This is a genomic window from Ensifer sp. KUDG1 (assembly GCF_050434285.1).
Classification (GTDB): domain Bacteria; phylum Pseudomonadota; class Alphaproteobacteria; order Rhizobiales; family Rhizobiaceae; genus Ensifer.
Genome location: NZ_JBNDIG010000002.1, coordinates 537,292 through 552,018, shown reverse-complemented (window position 1 = coordinate 552,018; position 14,727 = coordinate 537,292). Strand labels below are relative to the sequence as shown.

Annotated in this window: 17 protein-coding genes; 6 read left to right on the top strand and 11 right to left on the bottom strand. The window is 63.4% G+C overall.

From position 1 onward, the window contains the following. The first annotated feature begins 9 nt into the window (after positions 1 to 9). The 3 genes from M2267_RS08255 to M2267_RS08245 all read left to right on the top strand — a co-directional run bounded on the left by M2267_RS08255 (position 10) and on the right by M2267_RS08245 (position 3,712). Positions 10 to 975 (top strand): methyltetrahydrofolate cobalamin methyltransferase, encoded by a 966-nt coding sequence (locus tag M2267_RS08255; RefSeq protein WP_192446417.1) that lies wholly within the window; start codon positions 10 to 12, stop codon positions 973 to 975. 165 nt (positions 976 to 1,140) lie between these two features. Continuing rightward, positions 1,141 to 1,479, top strand: a complete 339-nt coding sequence (locus M2267_RS08250) for a hypothetical protein (protein ID WP_043619775.1) — start codon at positions 1,141 to 1,143, stop codon at positions 1,477 to 1,479. A 160-nt stretch (positions 1,480 to 1,639) separates the two neighbouring features. Further along, positions 1,640 to 3,712 carry an ASKHA domain-containing protein gene (locus M2267_RS08245; RefSeq protein WP_429113881.1) on the top strand — a complete coding sequence of 691 codons (2,073 nt, stop codon included), beginning with the start codon at positions 1,640 to 1,642 and terminating at the stop codon, positions 3,710 to 3,712. A gap of 110 nt (positions 3,713 to 3,822) precedes the next feature. On the opposite strand, the gene M2267_RS08240 is transcribed toward M2267_RS08245, so the two are convergent. Next, positions 3,823 to 4,209 carry a hypothetical protein gene (locus M2267_RS08240; protein WP_156134156.1) on the bottom strand — a complete coding sequence of 129 codons (387 nt, stop codon included), beginning with the start codon at positions 4,207 to 4,209 and terminating at the stop codon, positions 3,823 to 3,825. 378 nt (positions 4,210 to 4,587) lie between these two features. On the opposite strand from M2267_RS08240, the gene M2267_RS08235 reads away from it, so the two are divergent. After that, a complete protein-coding gene (locus M2267_RS08235) occupies positions 4,588 to 4,905 on the top strand; it encodes a hypothetical protein (RefSeq protein WP_034788160.1) in 318 nt (105 codons plus the stop codon). Between the two features lie 72 nt (positions 4,906 to 4,977). Here M2267_RS08235 and M2267_RS08230 read toward each other — a convergent pair whose 3' ends face one another. Genes M2267_RS08230 through M2267_RS08220 form a run of 3 tightly spaced genes read right to left on the bottom strand, consistent with a single transcriptional unit; the run spans position 4,978 to position 6,654 of the window. Next, entirely contained in the window at positions 4,978 to 5,418 is a 441-nt protein-coding gene (locus M2267_RS08230) for a thioesterase family protein (protein ID WP_429113880.1), read from the bottom strand. Continuing rightward, positions 5,415 to 6,173 carry a class I SAM-dependent methyltransferase gene (locus M2267_RS08225; protein ID WP_429113878.1) on the bottom strand — a complete coding sequence of 253 codons (759 nt, stop codon included), beginning with the start codon at positions 6,171 to 6,173 and terminating at the stop codon, positions 5,415 to 5,417. Before M2267_RS08225 ends, M2267_RS08230 begins: the two co-directional genes overlap by 4 nt. Then, on the bottom strand, positions 6,163 to 6,654 hold the full coding sequence (locus M2267_RS08220; protein ID WP_429113877.1) for a MarR family transcriptional regulator: 492 nt from the start codon (positions 6,652 to 6,654) through the stop codon (positions 6,163 to 6,165). Before M2267_RS08220 ends, M2267_RS08225 begins: the two co-directional genes overlap by 11 nt. Positions 6,655 to 6,853: 199 nt before the next feature. On the opposite strand from M2267_RS08220, the gene acpP reads away from it, so the two are divergent. Continuing rightward, positions 6,854 to 7,108 carry an acyl carrier protein gene (gene acpP / locus M2267_RS08215; RefSeq protein WP_043619769.1) on the top strand — a complete coding sequence of 85 codons (255 nt, stop codon included), beginning with the start codon at positions 6,854 to 6,856 and terminating at the stop codon, positions 7,106 to 7,108. A gap of 336 nt (positions 7,109 to 7,444) precedes the next feature. Here the strand turns inward: acpP and M2267_RS08210 are convergent, their stop codons facing one another. The 5 genes from M2267_RS08210 to M2267_RS08190 all read right to left on the bottom strand — a co-directional run bounded on the left by M2267_RS08210 (position 7,445) and on the right by M2267_RS08190 (position 12,045). Then, complete coding sequence (locus M2267_RS08210) at positions 7,445 to 8,302, bottom strand: transporter substrate-binding domain-containing protein (protein WP_429113876.1); 858 nt, start codon at positions 8,300 to 8,302, stop codon at positions 7,445 to 7,447. A 64-nt stretch (positions 8,303 to 8,366) separates the two neighbouring features. Continuing rightward, positions 8,367 to 9,143 (bottom strand): ABC transporter ATP-binding protein, encoded by a 777-nt coding sequence (locus M2267_RS08205; RefSeq protein ID WP_429114517.1) that lies wholly within the window; start codon positions 9,141 to 9,143, stop codon positions 8,367 to 8,369. A gap of 2 nt (positions 9,144 to 9,145) precedes the next feature. Continuing rightward, the gene (locus tag M2267_RS08200) at positions 9,146 to 9,868 is read right to left on the bottom strand and encodes an ABC transporter permease (RefSeq protein WP_429113873.1); all 723 of its coding nucleotides are present in this window, start codon (positions 9,866 to 9,868) and stop codon (positions 9,146 to 9,148) included. After that, a complete protein-coding gene (locus M2267_RS08195; RefSeq protein ID WP_429113871.1) occupies positions 9,868 to 10,587 on the bottom strand; it encodes an ABC transporter permease in 720 nt (239 codons plus the stop codon). Before M2267_RS08195 ends, M2267_RS08200 begins: the two co-directional genes overlap by 1 nt. A gap of 33 nt (positions 10,588 to 10,620) precedes the next feature. After that, a complete protein-coding gene (locus M2267_RS08190; RefSeq protein ID WP_429113869.1) occupies positions 10,621 to 12,045 on the bottom strand; it encodes a M20 family metallopeptidase in 1,425 nt (474 codons plus the stop codon). 274 nt (positions 12,046 to 12,319) lie between these two features. On the opposite strand from M2267_RS08190, the gene M2267_RS08185 reads away from it, so the two are divergent. Further along, the gene (locus M2267_RS08185; protein ID WP_429113867.1) at positions 12,320 to 12,976 is read left to right on the top strand and encodes a GntR family transcriptional regulator; all 657 of its coding nucleotides are present in this window, start codon (positions 12,320 to 12,322) and stop codon (positions 12,974 to 12,976) included. A gap of 24 nt (positions 12,977 to 13,000) precedes the next feature. Here the strand turns inward: M2267_RS08185 and M2267_RS08180 are convergent, their stop codons facing one another. After that, positions 13,001 to 13,645 carry a VIT1/CCC1 transporter family protein gene (locus M2267_RS08180; protein WP_429113865.1) on the bottom strand — a complete coding sequence of 215 codons (645 nt, stop codon included), beginning with the start codon at positions 13,643 to 13,645 and terminating at the stop codon, positions 13,001 to 13,003. Between the two features lie 83 nt (positions 13,646 to 13,728). After that, on the bottom strand, positions 13,729 to 14,619 hold the full coding sequence (locus tag M2267_RS08175; RefSeq protein ID WP_043619755.1) for a LysR substrate-binding domain-containing protein: 891 nt from the start codon (positions 14,617 to 14,619) through the stop codon (positions 13,729 to 13,731). Between the last annotated feature and the right edge of the window lie 108 nt (positions 14,620 to 14,727).

Genomic DNA, 14,727 nt, shown 5'->3' with positions numbered 1-14,727 from the left:
GGACCCTTAATGACCCGCACAATCGTCGCCTCCGCCACCCGCGAGATCATCATCGGCTTTGACCAGCCCTTCTGCGTCATCGGCGAACGCATCAACCCGACCGGCCGCAAGAAGCTCGCAGCCGAGATGATCGAGGGCAACTTCGACACCGTCATCAAGGACGCGCTGGAGCAGGTTGCGGCGGGCGCGACGATGCTCGACGTCAATGCCGGGGTCACCGCCGTCAACCCGAACGAGACCGAGCCGCCGCTGCTCGTCAAGACGCTCGAAATCGTCCAGGGCCTCGTCGACGTGCCGCTGTCGATCGACAGCTCGGTTACCGCTGCGATCGAGGCGGCGCTGCGCGTCGCCAAGGGCCGCCCGCTCGTCAACTCCGTCACCGGCGAGGAAGAGAAGCTCGAAGCGATCCTGCCGCTCTGCAAGAAATACGACGTGCCGGTCGTTGCCATCTCCAACGACGAGACCGGCATTTCCGAAGATCCGGACGTGCGCTTTGCCGTTGCCAAGAAGATCGTCGAGCGCGCCGCCGACTTCGGCATCAAGCCGCACGACATCGTCGTCGACCCGCTGGTCATGCCGATCGGCGCCATGGGCACTGCGGGCCAGCAGGTCTTCGCGCTGCTCAGGCGTCTGCGCGAAGAGCTGAAGGTCAACACCACCTGCGGCCTCTCCAACATTTCCTTCGGCCTGCCGCACCGCCACGGCATCAATGCCGGCTTCATCCCGATGGTCATCGGCGCCGGCATGACGTCGGCGATCATGAATCCCTGCCGTCCGCAGGAGATGGAAGCCGTGCGTGCGGCGAACGTCTTGAACGGCACCGACCCGAACTGCACCCACTGGATCAAGACCTACCGCGACCACAAGCCGGCCGAGGGCGGCCATGTGGTTGCCGCCGCGCCGGCGGCCGCCAGCGGCGGCGGTCGTCGCGGTGGCCGCGCGGCCCGCACGGGTGGCGCTGCCGCAAGCGAATAGGTTCTTTTTTCAGCATCTAGCTGAACCAAGGAAGGGAGAACGACGTTGAAAGGCAGCCATGCCTCATTGCCGTCCTTCTCCCTTTAGCCGTTGATAAGCCAGCCTTCAGCAACGCTACCGACAGATTTCGAGAGTTCATCCGGCAACGCAAACGTGGAGATCATCATGACACGCAGCCTTCGCCTCGATGCCGCCAGCCTCTGGTTCGAAGCCCCCTTCGTGATCGCCGTCCGACTGCAGGAAATGCAGATGGCGGCGCTGACGGGCAAGTCACAGGATGTGACCGAGCTTCAGCGCATGATCTCCGAGAAGATCGCGGCGACCGCCGAAAGCGTCGTTGCCGTCAATGTCGCGCTCTGGAAAGCCGCCTTCGACAACACGATACGGATGATGACCGGCGCCACGGCATCGGGCCATGGAACGGCGATTGCTTCGGCGGCCCTGAGGCCCTATGGCAAGCGGGTGCGCAGCAACGCTCGGCGTCTGCAGCGCAAGAAGCCGTAAGCAATTTTCCCGTCATCGCAACAGCCTCCCGAAATGATGCTTTGAGATCGCTCCATGTCGGGATTGGACAACTATCGGGCGCCGTTCCGGTGCAGTCTGAAACCGTTTACCCGTGCTTCGCTTGACCTGTTGAAGCGGACCTGACGAAAGACTTGAGAGCATGCGCATCGAAGGCACTTCCGAGATCGAGACCAACATGAGCGAAGCCGCGCAAAAGGAACCTCTGGTGCTGTTCATGCCCTCGGGCAAGCGCGGCCGCTTCCCGGTGGGTACACCGGTTCTCGATGCGGCGCGCAAGCTCGGCGTCTATGTCGAGAGCGTGTGCGGCGGCCGCGCCACCTGCGGGCGCTGTCAGATCGAGGTGCAGGAAGGCAATTTCGCCAAGCACAAGATCGTTTCCTCGCTGGAGCACATTTCGGAAAAAGGCGCCAAGGAAGAACGCTACGAAAAGATCCGCGGCCTGCCAGAGCGCCGCCGCCTCTCCTGTTCCGCCCAGATCCTCGGCGATCTCGTCATCGACGTGCCGCAGGACACCGTCATCAACGCGCAGGTCGTGCGCAAGGCCGCGACCGACCGGGTGATCGAGCGCAATGCCGCCGTCCAGCTCTGCTATGTCGAGGTGGACGAGCCCGACATGCACAAGCCGCTCGGCGATCTCGATCGCCTGAAGGTGATGCTGGAGAAGGATTGGGGCTGGAAGGATCTCCTGATCGCGCCGCACCTGATCCCGCAGGTGCAGAACATCCTGCGCAAGGGCAACTGGGCCGTTACCGCCGCGATCCACCGCGACATGGACTCATCACGCCCCTTCATCGTCGGCCTCTGGCCGGGCCTGAAGAACGAGGCCTATGGCGTTGCCTGCGACATCGGCTCGACGACCATCGCCATGCATCTGGTGTCGCTGCTTTCGGGCCGCATCGTCGGCTCGTCCGGCGCCTCCAACCCGCAGATCCGCTTCGGCGAAGACCTGATGAGCCGCGTCTCCTACGTGATGATGAACCCGGACGGTCGCGAGGCCATGACCAAGGCGGTGCGCGAGGCGGTCAACGGGCTGATCGGCAAGGTCTGCGCCGAAGGCGAAGTCGACCGCCACGACATCCTCGACATGGTCTTCGTCGGCAACCCGATCATGCACCACCTGTTCCTCGGCATCGATCCGACGGAGCTCGGCCAGGCGCCGTTTGCGCTCGCCGTCTCCGGCGCGCTGCAATACTGGGCGCATGAGATCGACATCGACGTCAACCGCGGCGCCAGGCTCTACATGCTGCCCTGCATCGCCGGCCATGTCGGCGCAGATGCGGCGGGGGCGACGCTCGCCGAAGGTCCCTATCGCCAGGACAAGATGATGCTGCTCGTCGATGTCGGCACCAATGCCGAGATCGTGCTTGGCAACAAGGACCGGGTCGTTGCCGCCTCCTCGCCGACTGGCCCCGCCTTCGAGGGTGCTGAAATCTCGTCGGGCCAGCGCGCGGCGCCGGGTGCGATCGAGCGCGTGCGCATCGATCCCGTCACGCTGGAGCCGCGCTTCCGCGTCATCGGCGTCGACAAGTGGTCGGACGAGGACGGTTTCGCGGAAGCCGCAGCCTCGGTCGGCGTCACCGGCATCTGCGGCTCGGCAATCATCGAGATCGTCGCCGAGATGTATCTCTCAGGCATCATCTCCCAGGACGGCGTGGTCGATGGCGCGATGGCGGAAAAGAGCCCGCGCATCATCCCGAACGGCCGGACCTTCTCCTACCTGCTGCACGACGGCGAGCCGCGCATCACCGTGACGCAGAACGACATCCGCGCCATCCAGCTCGCCAAGGCAGCGCTCTATGCCGGCATCAAGCTCTTGATGGAAAAGCAGGGCGTCGACCATGTCGACACCATCCGCTTCGCCGGCGCCTTCGGCTCCTTCATCGACCCGAAATACGCCATGGTCCTGGGCCTCATCCCGGACTGCGACCTCGACGACGTGAAAGCCGTCGGCAACGCCGCCGGCACCGGCGCGCTGATGGCGCTGCTCAACCGCGGCCACCGCCGCGAAATCGAACAAACCGTCAGCAAAATCGAGAAGATAGAGACGGCGCTTGAATCAAAATTTCAAGAGCATTTCGTCAACGCCATGGCGATGCCCAACAAGGTCGACAACTTCCCCAAGCTCGCGACGGTGGTGACGTTGCCGGAGCGCAAGGTGAGCGCTGATGATGGCGAAGGCGGTGGCAGGCGGCGGCGGAGAAGCCGGGAGTAGGCTCGAGAGGTCGGGACACGCACCGAGTAAAGGTTCCCGATCCACACCCCCTTAAACTGAAACAGCCCCGTGCAGGTTGCTGCATGGGGCTGCGCTGCGCGCTTTTGGCGTTAGCGGGCGACCAGGCCCTGAACCGGAACACCGTTGAAATTGGCGGTGCACGGTGTGCCTATAGGGTTTGGCGGACCGTAGACCGCACCCCACGGCGTCACACAATAGTTGCCCCATGCCAACTGGGGGAAGCGATTGTTCATCGGCGCCGGTTGAAACTGCCCTCCGCCGGCCGGCTGCGCGAAGCCGCCCTGCACGCTCGGAACGGCATTGTCCAATGGATTGCCAAGACCCTGGTGAACCTGATCGAGGCCATTTGCAGTGTCCTGATTGATGACGCCCGCTTGGCACAGAACGTCAGCCAGAAAACCTGGTGAACAGTTAGCGGAAGCTTCGCTTCCAAGAAGAGAACACGCAGCTACCATAGAGACCATAATCTTGTTCATGATTTTTCTCCCTAGATCGCAAATAGTGTTGGCAACGTTTTTTACTTATCCTCTACCGCCACTACAAAGCGGATGAACAGATTTGGTCTGTTCATGAGTTACAACATATACCCGCAAGAAGAATTTAGACGTTACTAATGGAACACGGAGAAAATTTATCGGACGCGAACGCGCGTTGCGTAGACGGAACGTCGCGACAAAGGATACCTGATCGCCGATCAGAAAATTCACAAGCAGTGGCTGGATCGCATGCAATTGGCCGGCCTAGCGCCACCCTGCCCTCACCAGACGTGGACACTCGATATTTGAGCTTGCCTTAATTCCGGCGGCGGGCGACGGTCTGATGAAACCTATTCCTTGAACTGGCATCCAAAACCTATGAACGACAAGATTCTCGACACTCTCACCGGCATGTACTTCACCGTCGACGATCCCGATGGCACCTATGGCACCGGCCAGATCATCCGGCTTGCTGCCGAAGGCATCTACTTCATCCGCTACGACGGCAACGAGGTGGAACTGCCGATGGAACTCGTCTCGATCGGCGAGATGCTGCAGACCACCGAAGAAGACTACAAGCTCTGGCGGTTCTTCGACACGACCGAGGAGCGCGACAAGTGGATCGAATGGCTGGACGCGCCGTCCAAGCCCCGCGTCGTTTCGCTGGTGCGGCCGACGCCTGCTCCGACGAAGTAGGCCATCGTCGCAAGGTGACCGGAGCGGCTTTGCCGCTGGATTTGACTTGGCGCTGCGGTTGCAGCGCCTTCCTCACCGCCCGCTCGAGGCAGACTTTTCCTTCAGCCGCCCCATGAACCGGCCATAGTCGATGATCGTGCGCTGGTGGGTGCCTTCGCCGATGGGGCCGGCCTCGTCGCGGCAGGTTGCCTTGAACGACAGCACCCGTCCTGAAATCTCGACAAGCTCGATTTCGGCCGTGACTGCCATGCCGACCGGTGTGGCTGCCACGTGCGAAACATTGACGGATGTGCCGACGGTTCTCTGGTGCGGGCCGAGATAGGGGCGCAAGGCCCGCACACAGGTCTCCTCGATGAAGGCGATCATCATGGCCGTTGCGAACACCGGCGGCATGTCGCGGAATCCCGGCCATGTGTCATCGATTTCCGGAACCGTGTGCAGCGGCGCCACCACCAGGGTTTCGGCACGCCGCAAACCGGTGGTGAGCACCGGAGGCTGGTGGAGCTCAGTCATATCCGCCCCAATCGCATCTTGATCGGCCACGACACGGGGCGCCTCTTCGTCGGATCGCCCCATATATCCGAGAGGTCGCGAACGAAGGTGTCGAGAATGTCGTCGCGCCCGGCCTCGTTGACGCGGCGAACCGCCGACCAGGTCGAGAGATAGCCAAGGAATTCGCCGAAATCCCAGGCCCGCTCGATGTTCATGTCCGGGCAAGCCAGCTCTTCGAACGGGAATTCGATGCCGGCATAGCCGCCATCGACCAGCTTGCGCTCGGGCGGCCAGTAGGGGCCGATCTCGTCCGTGTAGAAGGTTGCAAACCGCGCCTGCAGTTCGGCCGGTTCCAATTGCAACACACCGTAGCTGACGAGCGCGATCACCGCTCCTTCCGCCGCGATCCGGCGCGCTTCCCTGTAGAAGGCCGGCCGGTCGAACCAGTGGGCAGCCTGTGCTGCGGCAATGAGGTGCACGCTCCGATCGGCAAGGGGAAGGCGTTCCGCGGGCGCGCAGATGTAGTCGACGTATCGATGCGGCGTCGCATTCGCGATCTGGTCCTCGCTTGAATCGATCCCGATGACCGTGGTGAAATGGTCGGCGAGCTGACAAGTGAGCTGGCCGTTGCCGCAGCCGACGTCGACCGCGCGGCCCTGCCCCTTCACCGTGCTCGCCAGGAACGTCGACAAGCCCGCCGGATATTCCGGCCGGAACAGGGCATAGGCGCTGCCTCCGGCATCGAACCAGTTTCTGGTCCCGACTTCAGCGACCATCAGAAACCTCCTTCTCCTGACGGTGCGAGGCTGCCTCCAGGCGGCTCGCGAACCCTTCCCGCTCCAGCGCCGCCCCGAGCGCCTGCAGCACCTCGAGGACCGGATAACCGATTTCCTCCTCGAGGCCCCGGATCGCCAGGAATGTCGTCTGCCAGTGCGGCTCCAGAAGCTTCAGGAGCGCCGCTCCCTTCTCCGTCAGCCGCAGGCCGGTCTTCCTGCCATCGTCGAGGCCGTGCCGGGCAAGGAGCCCGTCCTTCAGCATCAGGCTGACAGTCTGGCTGATCGCGCCCTGGGTGAGACTGCTGCTGCTGGTGATCTCAGTGACAGTCTCGGCGCCCGCGGCAAGCGCGCGCAACACAGGCGTATAGCGCGGCCGGTAATCGATCTTCAGGGTTTCATATCGCTCGGCCGCTCCCTGGTCGACGAGTTCGCCGACATATCGCAGGAGTTCGCCGAGCCCGGGTTTGTGTCTGGTGCTCATGCCATCGAAATACATTAGCGCTAATGTAATTGCAAATGCGTTTCAAAATGCCGGGCCATGCACCGATAACGGCCGGTCAAGCTCCCTGACCGAAGTGGCCTAACCCATTTGGATCATGGCGAAATCGGCGAATGATCCGATAGGCCTAGACGGTCGTTCACCGTCCTTTGTGTTATGCTTTATGGGAGGGAGTAGATCCATGGCACCCACACGATCCGATATTTCCGAACGCGTGAAGGCGATCCTCGTCGAGCTGCTCGGCGTCAAGGCGTCCGAAGTGACCGACGATGCCGAGATCGAAGACGATCTGGGCGCCGACTCGCTCGAAGTGTCTCAATTGGCGATGCTGGTGGAGGAGGAGTTCGAGATCTACCTGACCGACGACTCGGCCGAAAAGCTCATCACGGTCGGCGACCTGGTCGACTTCGTGCTGGCGTCGAAAACGCTGAAGTGATCATCCGGCAATAAAAAAGGCCGGGGCGAAACCGCACCGACCTTCCTCATCATCGCTCTTACACCAGTGCCAGTACATCCGTGGTCAAAAGTCTAAAGCGACGCGACAGTTGCGAGCGGCGAACACATTCAGCGCTCATAAGCAAACGTCGACAGATGGGCTTGTACGCAGCGATTGTGTCCGAAAGATGACCGCACGCGCTGCGCGTTGCTATAAATAAAGCAGCCCGGCCAAACCGCCTCGCAAGCACACGAGCACCGGACACGCCAAACACAAAAAGCGCCACGCGTTAGCGGAACACGCGGCGCTTCGGTTGAGGGGGCGAACCGATCCGGCCTATTGCGGCGTCAGGTCAAATCCGAACCACTTCTCCGACAGGCGCTTGATGGTGCCATCGGCCTTGGCGGCGGCAATGGCATCGTCGAACAGCGCCTTCAGTTCCGGGTCGGACTTGCGCAGGCCGACGGAGCTGCCGGCGCCGAGGAAACCGCCCTGGAAGCGGGGGCCGGTGATGACCATGTCGCTGTTGGCAGGCTTTTCGACAGTCGTCTTCAGGTAGCCCATGGACGCCATGACGAAATCGACGCGGCCGGCGACGAGATCGAGATCGTGCTGCTCGGTCGTCTTGTATTCGCGCACCTCGACGACGTCCTTCAGATATTCGTCGATGAAGCGCGCCGCGATCGAGGCGGTCTGGACGCCAATGGTCTTGCCTTCTATCAGCGGCTTCAGCTCGTCGACCGCCTTGCGCGCGCCGGCCTCGTTGGAGGCGAGCGAGAACAGCTCGCCCTTCATCGGCAGGGTTTCGAGGTCGCCACCCTTCAGCGTCGCGAAGGCCTGGCCGGTGCTGCCATAGGAAATCGAGAAGTCGATGACTTCCTTGCGCTTCTCGGTGGCCGACATGCCGGCCATGATCGCGTCGAACTTGCCGGCGTTGAGCGCCGGGATCATGCCATCGAAGGATTGCGCGATGACGGTGCACTCGACCTTCATGTGGTCGCAGAGGATCTTGCTGAGCTCGATCTCGTAGCCGTCGAGCGTGCCGTCCGCCTTGGTCAGGTTATAGGGCGGAAAGGCGCCTTCGGTGGCGATGGTCACCTTCGTCCACTTCTTGTCCTCGGCCTGCGCCGGCATGGACATCAGCCCCGCGGCAACGGCAAGCGCCGATGCCATGATTGCGGTGGTCTTTTTCATTGCAGCATTCCCCTTTTGTGGATGTTGGTTGCTTTGTTTTTCGGCCCGCCGATCACGGCAGGCTTCAACTCTTGATGAACTGGCGGAAGCGCTCCGACTTCGAATGGGTGAAGACCTCGTGCGGCGGCCCCTCCTCCTCGATCGTGCCCTTGTGCACGAAAACGACGCGGCTGGAGACGTCGCGGGCAAAGCCCATCTCGTGGGTGACCACCAGCATGGTGCGCCCCTCCTCCGCCAAGCCGCGCATGACGCGCAGCACTTCGCCGACGAGCTCCGGGTCGAGCGCCGAGGTCGGCTCGTCGAAGAGCATCGCCTTCGGGCGCATGGCCAGCGCGCGGGCGATTGCGGCGCGCTGCTGCTGGCCGCCGGAGAGATGCGAGGGATAGTGGTTGCGCTTGTCGGCGATGCCGACCTTGGCAAGCAGGGCTTCGGCCTCCTCGATCGCTTCCGCCCGCGGGCGCTTCAGCACATGCACCGGCGCTTCGATGACGTTTTCGAGCACGGTCTTGTGGGACCAGAGATTGAAGCTCTGGAACACCATGCCGAGTTCGGAGCGGATGCGGTCCACCTGTCTCTGGTCCGCCGGGCGGCTGCGCCCGTCGCTCGACGTCTTCAGGCGGATCGCCTCGCCCGCCACCTCGATCGTGCCGGAATTCGGAACCTCCAGCATGTTGATGCAGCGAAGCAGCGTCGACTTGCCCGAGCCGGAGGAGCCGAGGATGGAGATCACCTCACCCTCGCGCGCGTCGAGCGACACGCCCTTCAGCACCTCGACCGGGCCGAAACTCTTGTGAAGGTCGTGCACGCGGATCGCGACCGGCGTGGTAACGGCGGCGGACATGTTCAATGGGTTTCTCCCTTGAGTTCGGCGACGATCGGCAACGGCGCGCGCAGTTGCGGGTTGAACCGGTGTTCGGCCAACGCAACGAGCCGGGTCAGCGCGAAGTTGATGGCGAGATAGATGAGACCGGCGACGACGAAGACCTCGATCACCCGGTAGCTCTCCGAGATCAGCTTGGCGGCAACGCCGGTGATTTCCATCAGCGTGATGATCGAGGCGAGCGAGGTCGCCTTCACCATGGAGATCATCTCGTTGCCGTAACCGGGCAGCGCCTGGCGCAGCGCCTGCGGCATGACGATGCGGCGGAAGATCATCAGGCGACCCATGCCGCAGGCCCTTGCCGCCTCCACCTGTCCGTGCGGTACCGAGAGCAGCCCGCCGCGGATGATTTCGCTGGCATAGGCGGCCGTGTTCAGCATCAGCGCCAGCACGGCGCACCAGTAGGGCTCGCGCAGAAGCGGCCAGAAGATGCTGTGACGCACCGCCGGAAACTGGCTGAGGCCGTAATAGATCAGGAAGATCTGCACGAGCAGCGGTGTGCCGCGGAAGAGGAACACGTAAGTGCGGGAAAAGAGATCGAGCGCAAGGATGCCCGACAGACGCGCGAGCGCCAGCCCGAGTGCAAGCACCGAACCGAGCGCGATCGACGTCGCAGCAAGCTCCAGCGTCAGCGGCAGGGCTGCCGCCAAGCTCCAGAAGGTTTCGAGGGCAAATTTGATATCCATCAGCCCCTCCTGACGCCGCGCGAGAACCGACGCTCAGTGACCTGAAGGATGAGGCCCGAGACGGTGGAAATCGCGAGATAGATCATCGCTGCGATGAAGAAGAAGTCGAAGGGCCGGCTGGTCGATCCCGCCCCGATCTGCGCCTGGCGCAAGAGTTCGACGACGCCGGTAACGGAGACCAGTGCGGATTCCTTCAACACCACCTGCCAGACGTTGCCGAGGCCCGGCAGCGCATAACGCAGCGTCAGGGGCGCGGTGATCCGGCAGAACTTGAGGAGCCGGCCCATGCCGCAGGCGGTTGCCGCCTCCAGCTCGCCCGGATGCACGGCGCGGAAGGCGCCGCGATAGACCTCGGTCTGCTGGGCGCCTGAGGTGATGCCGACCGCAAGCGCGCCAGCGAGGAAGCCTGGAAAGCTGACGAAGCCCTCCGCACCGAACAATTGGCCGACCGCCGTCACCACGGCGCTGCCGCCGAAATAGAAGAGATAGATGACCAGGAGGTCGGGAATGCCGCGAAGCACGGTCGTGTAGGCCTCGGCGCAGCCGCGAACGACCGGGCCGCCGGAGATCTTCGCCCAGGCGCCGAAGGTGCCGATAAGGCCGCCGATCGCAAAGCCGGCGACGGCGATCAGGATCGTCATCCAGGCGCCGGCGGCAAGCGCCGGCCCCCAGCCGTCCGGCCCGACGCTGATGATGTCAAGGAAACCAGGCTCAGTCATCGCAGCGCCTCCCTTCGCTTGTCGATCGATGACTTAACCATGGCTCACCCCGGGGATCGGTGGGTCCACATCGTCAGGAATGGGATTGACGAAGGGCGTGCCTTCCAGCCGTGCCGCGTGGTCGGCCTTGGCGGCGGCAATCAGCGTGGGATCGAGGATCAGTTCGACCGCGGTGCTCGCCATCACCTTGGCCGCGTGTTCCATGCCCTTGTGCGCCGCCGGCAGTTTGCCTTGCGCAACCAGCTGCCAGGAATGGCCCGGCGTACCGATGGCATAGGTCGCGCCGCGCATCTGCACGGTCGGCACCACCCAGCTGACGGTTCCGACATCGGTGGAACCGACGAGCGTGCCGGCGCCGTTTTCCGGCGGAAAGATCGTATCGCAGAGGGCAACGCCACGGCGCAGCTTCAGCCCGAAACGCTCGAAGGCGGAGGCGATATCCTCGCCGGTGAAGGTCCCCTGGAACTTTGCCGCCGCCTGCCGATCGTCCTCGTCGAACTGCGGCGGTCCCAGATGCTCAAGCTGGCGGTGCATCAGCGCTTCGAGCGGGGTGTTGCCGATGAGATTGGCGTCGCCGCTGACGATCTCGTCGGTGACCGTGGTACCGGTCATCATCGCCGCACCCTTGGCGACGCTGCGGACACGTTCGACGAGATCGAGCAGTTCCGGCAAGCTGCGGGCGCGCACGAGATAGCGGGCCTTGGCGCGGGCCTGCACCACGTTCGGCGCATTGCCGCCCGTATCGGTCACCGCATAGTGGATGCGCGCCGATGAGGGCATGTGCTCGCGCAGATAGTTGACGCCGACATTCATCAGTTCGAGTGCATCGAGCGCGCTGCGGCCGAGATGGGGGGCAGCCGATGCATGCGACGCCCGGCCGCTGAAGCGGAAGTCGAGTTCGTTGCAAGCCAGCGAGATCGGGTTGTTGACGCCGGCAAACGGTGCCGGGTGCCAGGAGATCGCGATATCGACATCGTCGAACACGCCGGCACGCACCATGAAGCCCTTGGATGAGCCGCCCTCTTCCGCCGGGCAGCCGTAATAGCGCACCCGCCCCTTGATGCCGTTGGCAGCGAGATAATCCTTGACGGCCGTCGCCGCCATCATCGCGCCGGCGCCAAGCAGGTTGTGGCCGCAGCCATGACCGTTGCCGCCGTCGACCAGCGGCCGCTCCTCGGCAACGCCGGCCACCTGGCTGAGGCCCGGCAGCGCATCGAACTCGCCGAGGATGGCGATAACAGGTCCACCCTCGCCCGCCTCGCCCATGACAGCCGTCGGCATGCCGGCGATGCCGCGCGACACGCGGAAACCTTCGGCCTCCAGCAACGCGGCGTGTTCGGCCGACGAGGAAAACTCCTCGTAATTGGTCTCCGGTGTATCCCAGACCCGGTCGCTGAGCACGAAGAACCGGTCGCGCTTGGCTTCGAGGAGGTCCCAGACGTCACAGGCATTTTTCATCGTTTCTTGACTTCCGCAACAATAGTAACCAGAATTGGCGCCAATTTATGATAACATTTTTGGATACACAAGAGGGTCCTGAAACATTTCGCGCAATGGGCACAACGGCGAGAGGCAGGCCCGGAACGCCGCTCTCGCGCATTGAATTGTTCGGAACGGCATCATAGTTTCTCCAAAAATGGAGCCAATTCCGCTGCAGCAGGCAGCCTGGGACATGCACCAGAACCATGCGCCGGAAGCCGGCGACAGGCGGAAAAGAGAGTGTAAGGCAGGAATGAGCGACGATCTGACGGAAATGCTGGCGCCCGAGGAAAAGCCCGAGGACAAGAGGGACGTTACCGACCTCCTGCTGCACGACATTCTGACCGGGACCTTGCCGGCCGGCGCCTGGCTGAAGCAGATCGACCTGGAGCGCCGCTACGACTGCACGCGGCCGGAGGTGCGGCGGGCGCTCGACCGGCTGTCGCAGCGCCGGCTGGTGCAGCACAACCCCAACCGCGGCTACCAGGTCTACGAACTCGACGACCAGCGCACGCAGGAAATCAGCGACATCCGCGTGATTCTCGAAACCGGGGTCGCCGACCGCATGGTCGCCAATGCAACGCCCGCCACGATCGCCGAGTTGCGGCAACTCGCCCGGCAGTTCGACGAGATGTCGTTTCGCGGCTCCATCATGGAGCATTACGACGCCAACCTCGCCTTCCATCGCGCGCTTCTCATGCTCGCCGGCAATTCCGAACTCGTCGACGTCGTCGCCGAAATCCGCCAGCGCACCGTATCCGCCCCGGTGTCGCAATGGCGCACCCGCGCCCGCATCGAGCAATCAGCCCGCGAGCACCATTTGATGGTCGATGCGCTGGAAGCCCGGGACCTGCCCGAACTGAAACGGCTGATCGAGATCCACATCCGCCAGGCGCCGATCAAGACCTGAGCCTTGGCGGCGCGCTGGACTTGACTACCCGCCAAAGAGGATCGTCACGGCCACCAACACCGCGCCGATCGCCGCCATCGCGAAGGCCATCGGCCAGGGGCTGCGGCCCATGTAACGGCCAAGGCGCGCGCCGATGACGAAGAGCATGGCGAGCGCGATGGCGTTCGAGGCGCGCATGGCGAGCGCCACATTGTCCGTCAGCAGGAACGGAATGCTTGGAGGCAGCGTCGAGGCGACCACGAGCAGAAAGATCGCGACGGCCGCCTTCAGGTCGCGCGCAGTCACGACCCTGTGCCTGGGATCAGGGGAAAGCGCCCTCACCCGGACAAGCAGCGCTTCCGTTTCCTTGGGCGAAGAGACGCGGCGCACATCGTCGGGCAGGCTTTCGAGAAACAGTTCGCGGGCGCGATCGATCCGCTCATGCCTGAGCCGATCGAGGAAACCACGCCGTCGCACCCGCTCCACCACCGTCGTCAGCACATACATGACGCCATCGACGATGCCCCAGGCGATGTTGCAGCCGAGGGCGGCGACAAGCACGGCATTGACCCCGCCCTCGCCGCCCGCAACCGAACTCATCGTTCCCGTGAAGGACAGCGCCATCAGGAGCCCGAAGATGATCTCCGACAGGCGATCGATCGGATCGAGAATGCGCGACCGCTCGCTCATGCCCGGGCACTCTCTGAACGTGACCGGGACGACAGGAAGATGGCGGGCAGCGACCGGGAAGCGCGCAACCGCGATACCTCCCTTTACTGGACCTGCAGATCGGCGAAGGCGTCGCGCACATGGTCGGCAACCGCCAGCACCGGCGCCGGCGCATCCGAGATCACCTGCAGGCCGATATTGTAGTGGCCGAGATCCGGCAGGCCGTCGCGCTCGCCAAGCTGCACCATTTCCCCCTGGACGAGGTAACGCGGCAGCGGCGCGATCGCGAGACCGGCAAGCACGGCGGCGCGCTGCCCGGTGGTATAGGCGCTGAGGAAGGCGATGCGGAACTTGCGGCCGGCACGCGCCAGCTTTTCCACCGCATCGGCACGCCAGACGCAGCCGTCCTCCCACATCGACACCGGCAGCGGATCCTTCAGGTGCGCGCTGCCGCACTTGGCGCCGGCCCAGACCAGCTTCTCCTGCATCAGGATTTCACCGTTCCTCGGCACACCCTCCGTCAGGCTGTTGAAGATGGCGATGTCGAGCCGGTGCTCGTCGACCTTCTTGCGCATGGCGTTGCTCATGCCGATCGACACGTCGACCGTGACGTTCGGGTAGGATTCGGCGAAACGCTTCAGCACCTCGGGCAGGATACGCTCACCCACGTCCTCGGGCGCGCCGACGCGCACGACGCCGTTCATGTCCGGCAGCAGGAAGCGCGACACCGTTTCGTTGTTAAGCGAGAGGAGCCGACGGGCAAAGCCGAGCAACAGCTCCCCCTTGGGCGTCAAGGTGACCGAGCGCGCGTCGCGCAGGAACAGCGTGCAGCCGAGCATTTCCTCGAGTTTCTTGATCTGCATCGAGACAGCCGACGGCGTGCGGTAGACGGTTTCGGCGGCGGTGGTGAAGTTGCCGGTCTCGGCAATCGCGATGAAAGTCTTCAGCACGTCCATTTCGAGAAGCGGAAGCGCATGGCGCATCAGCATGTTCATGGCGTCAACCTCATTCAAAAAAACTGAAAGAAAGCTTCACTTCATTTCGTTTGATTGAACATCAGCGATGGCCGATAGTCAAGCTCAAGGACGACGCAGGAAGGAGAA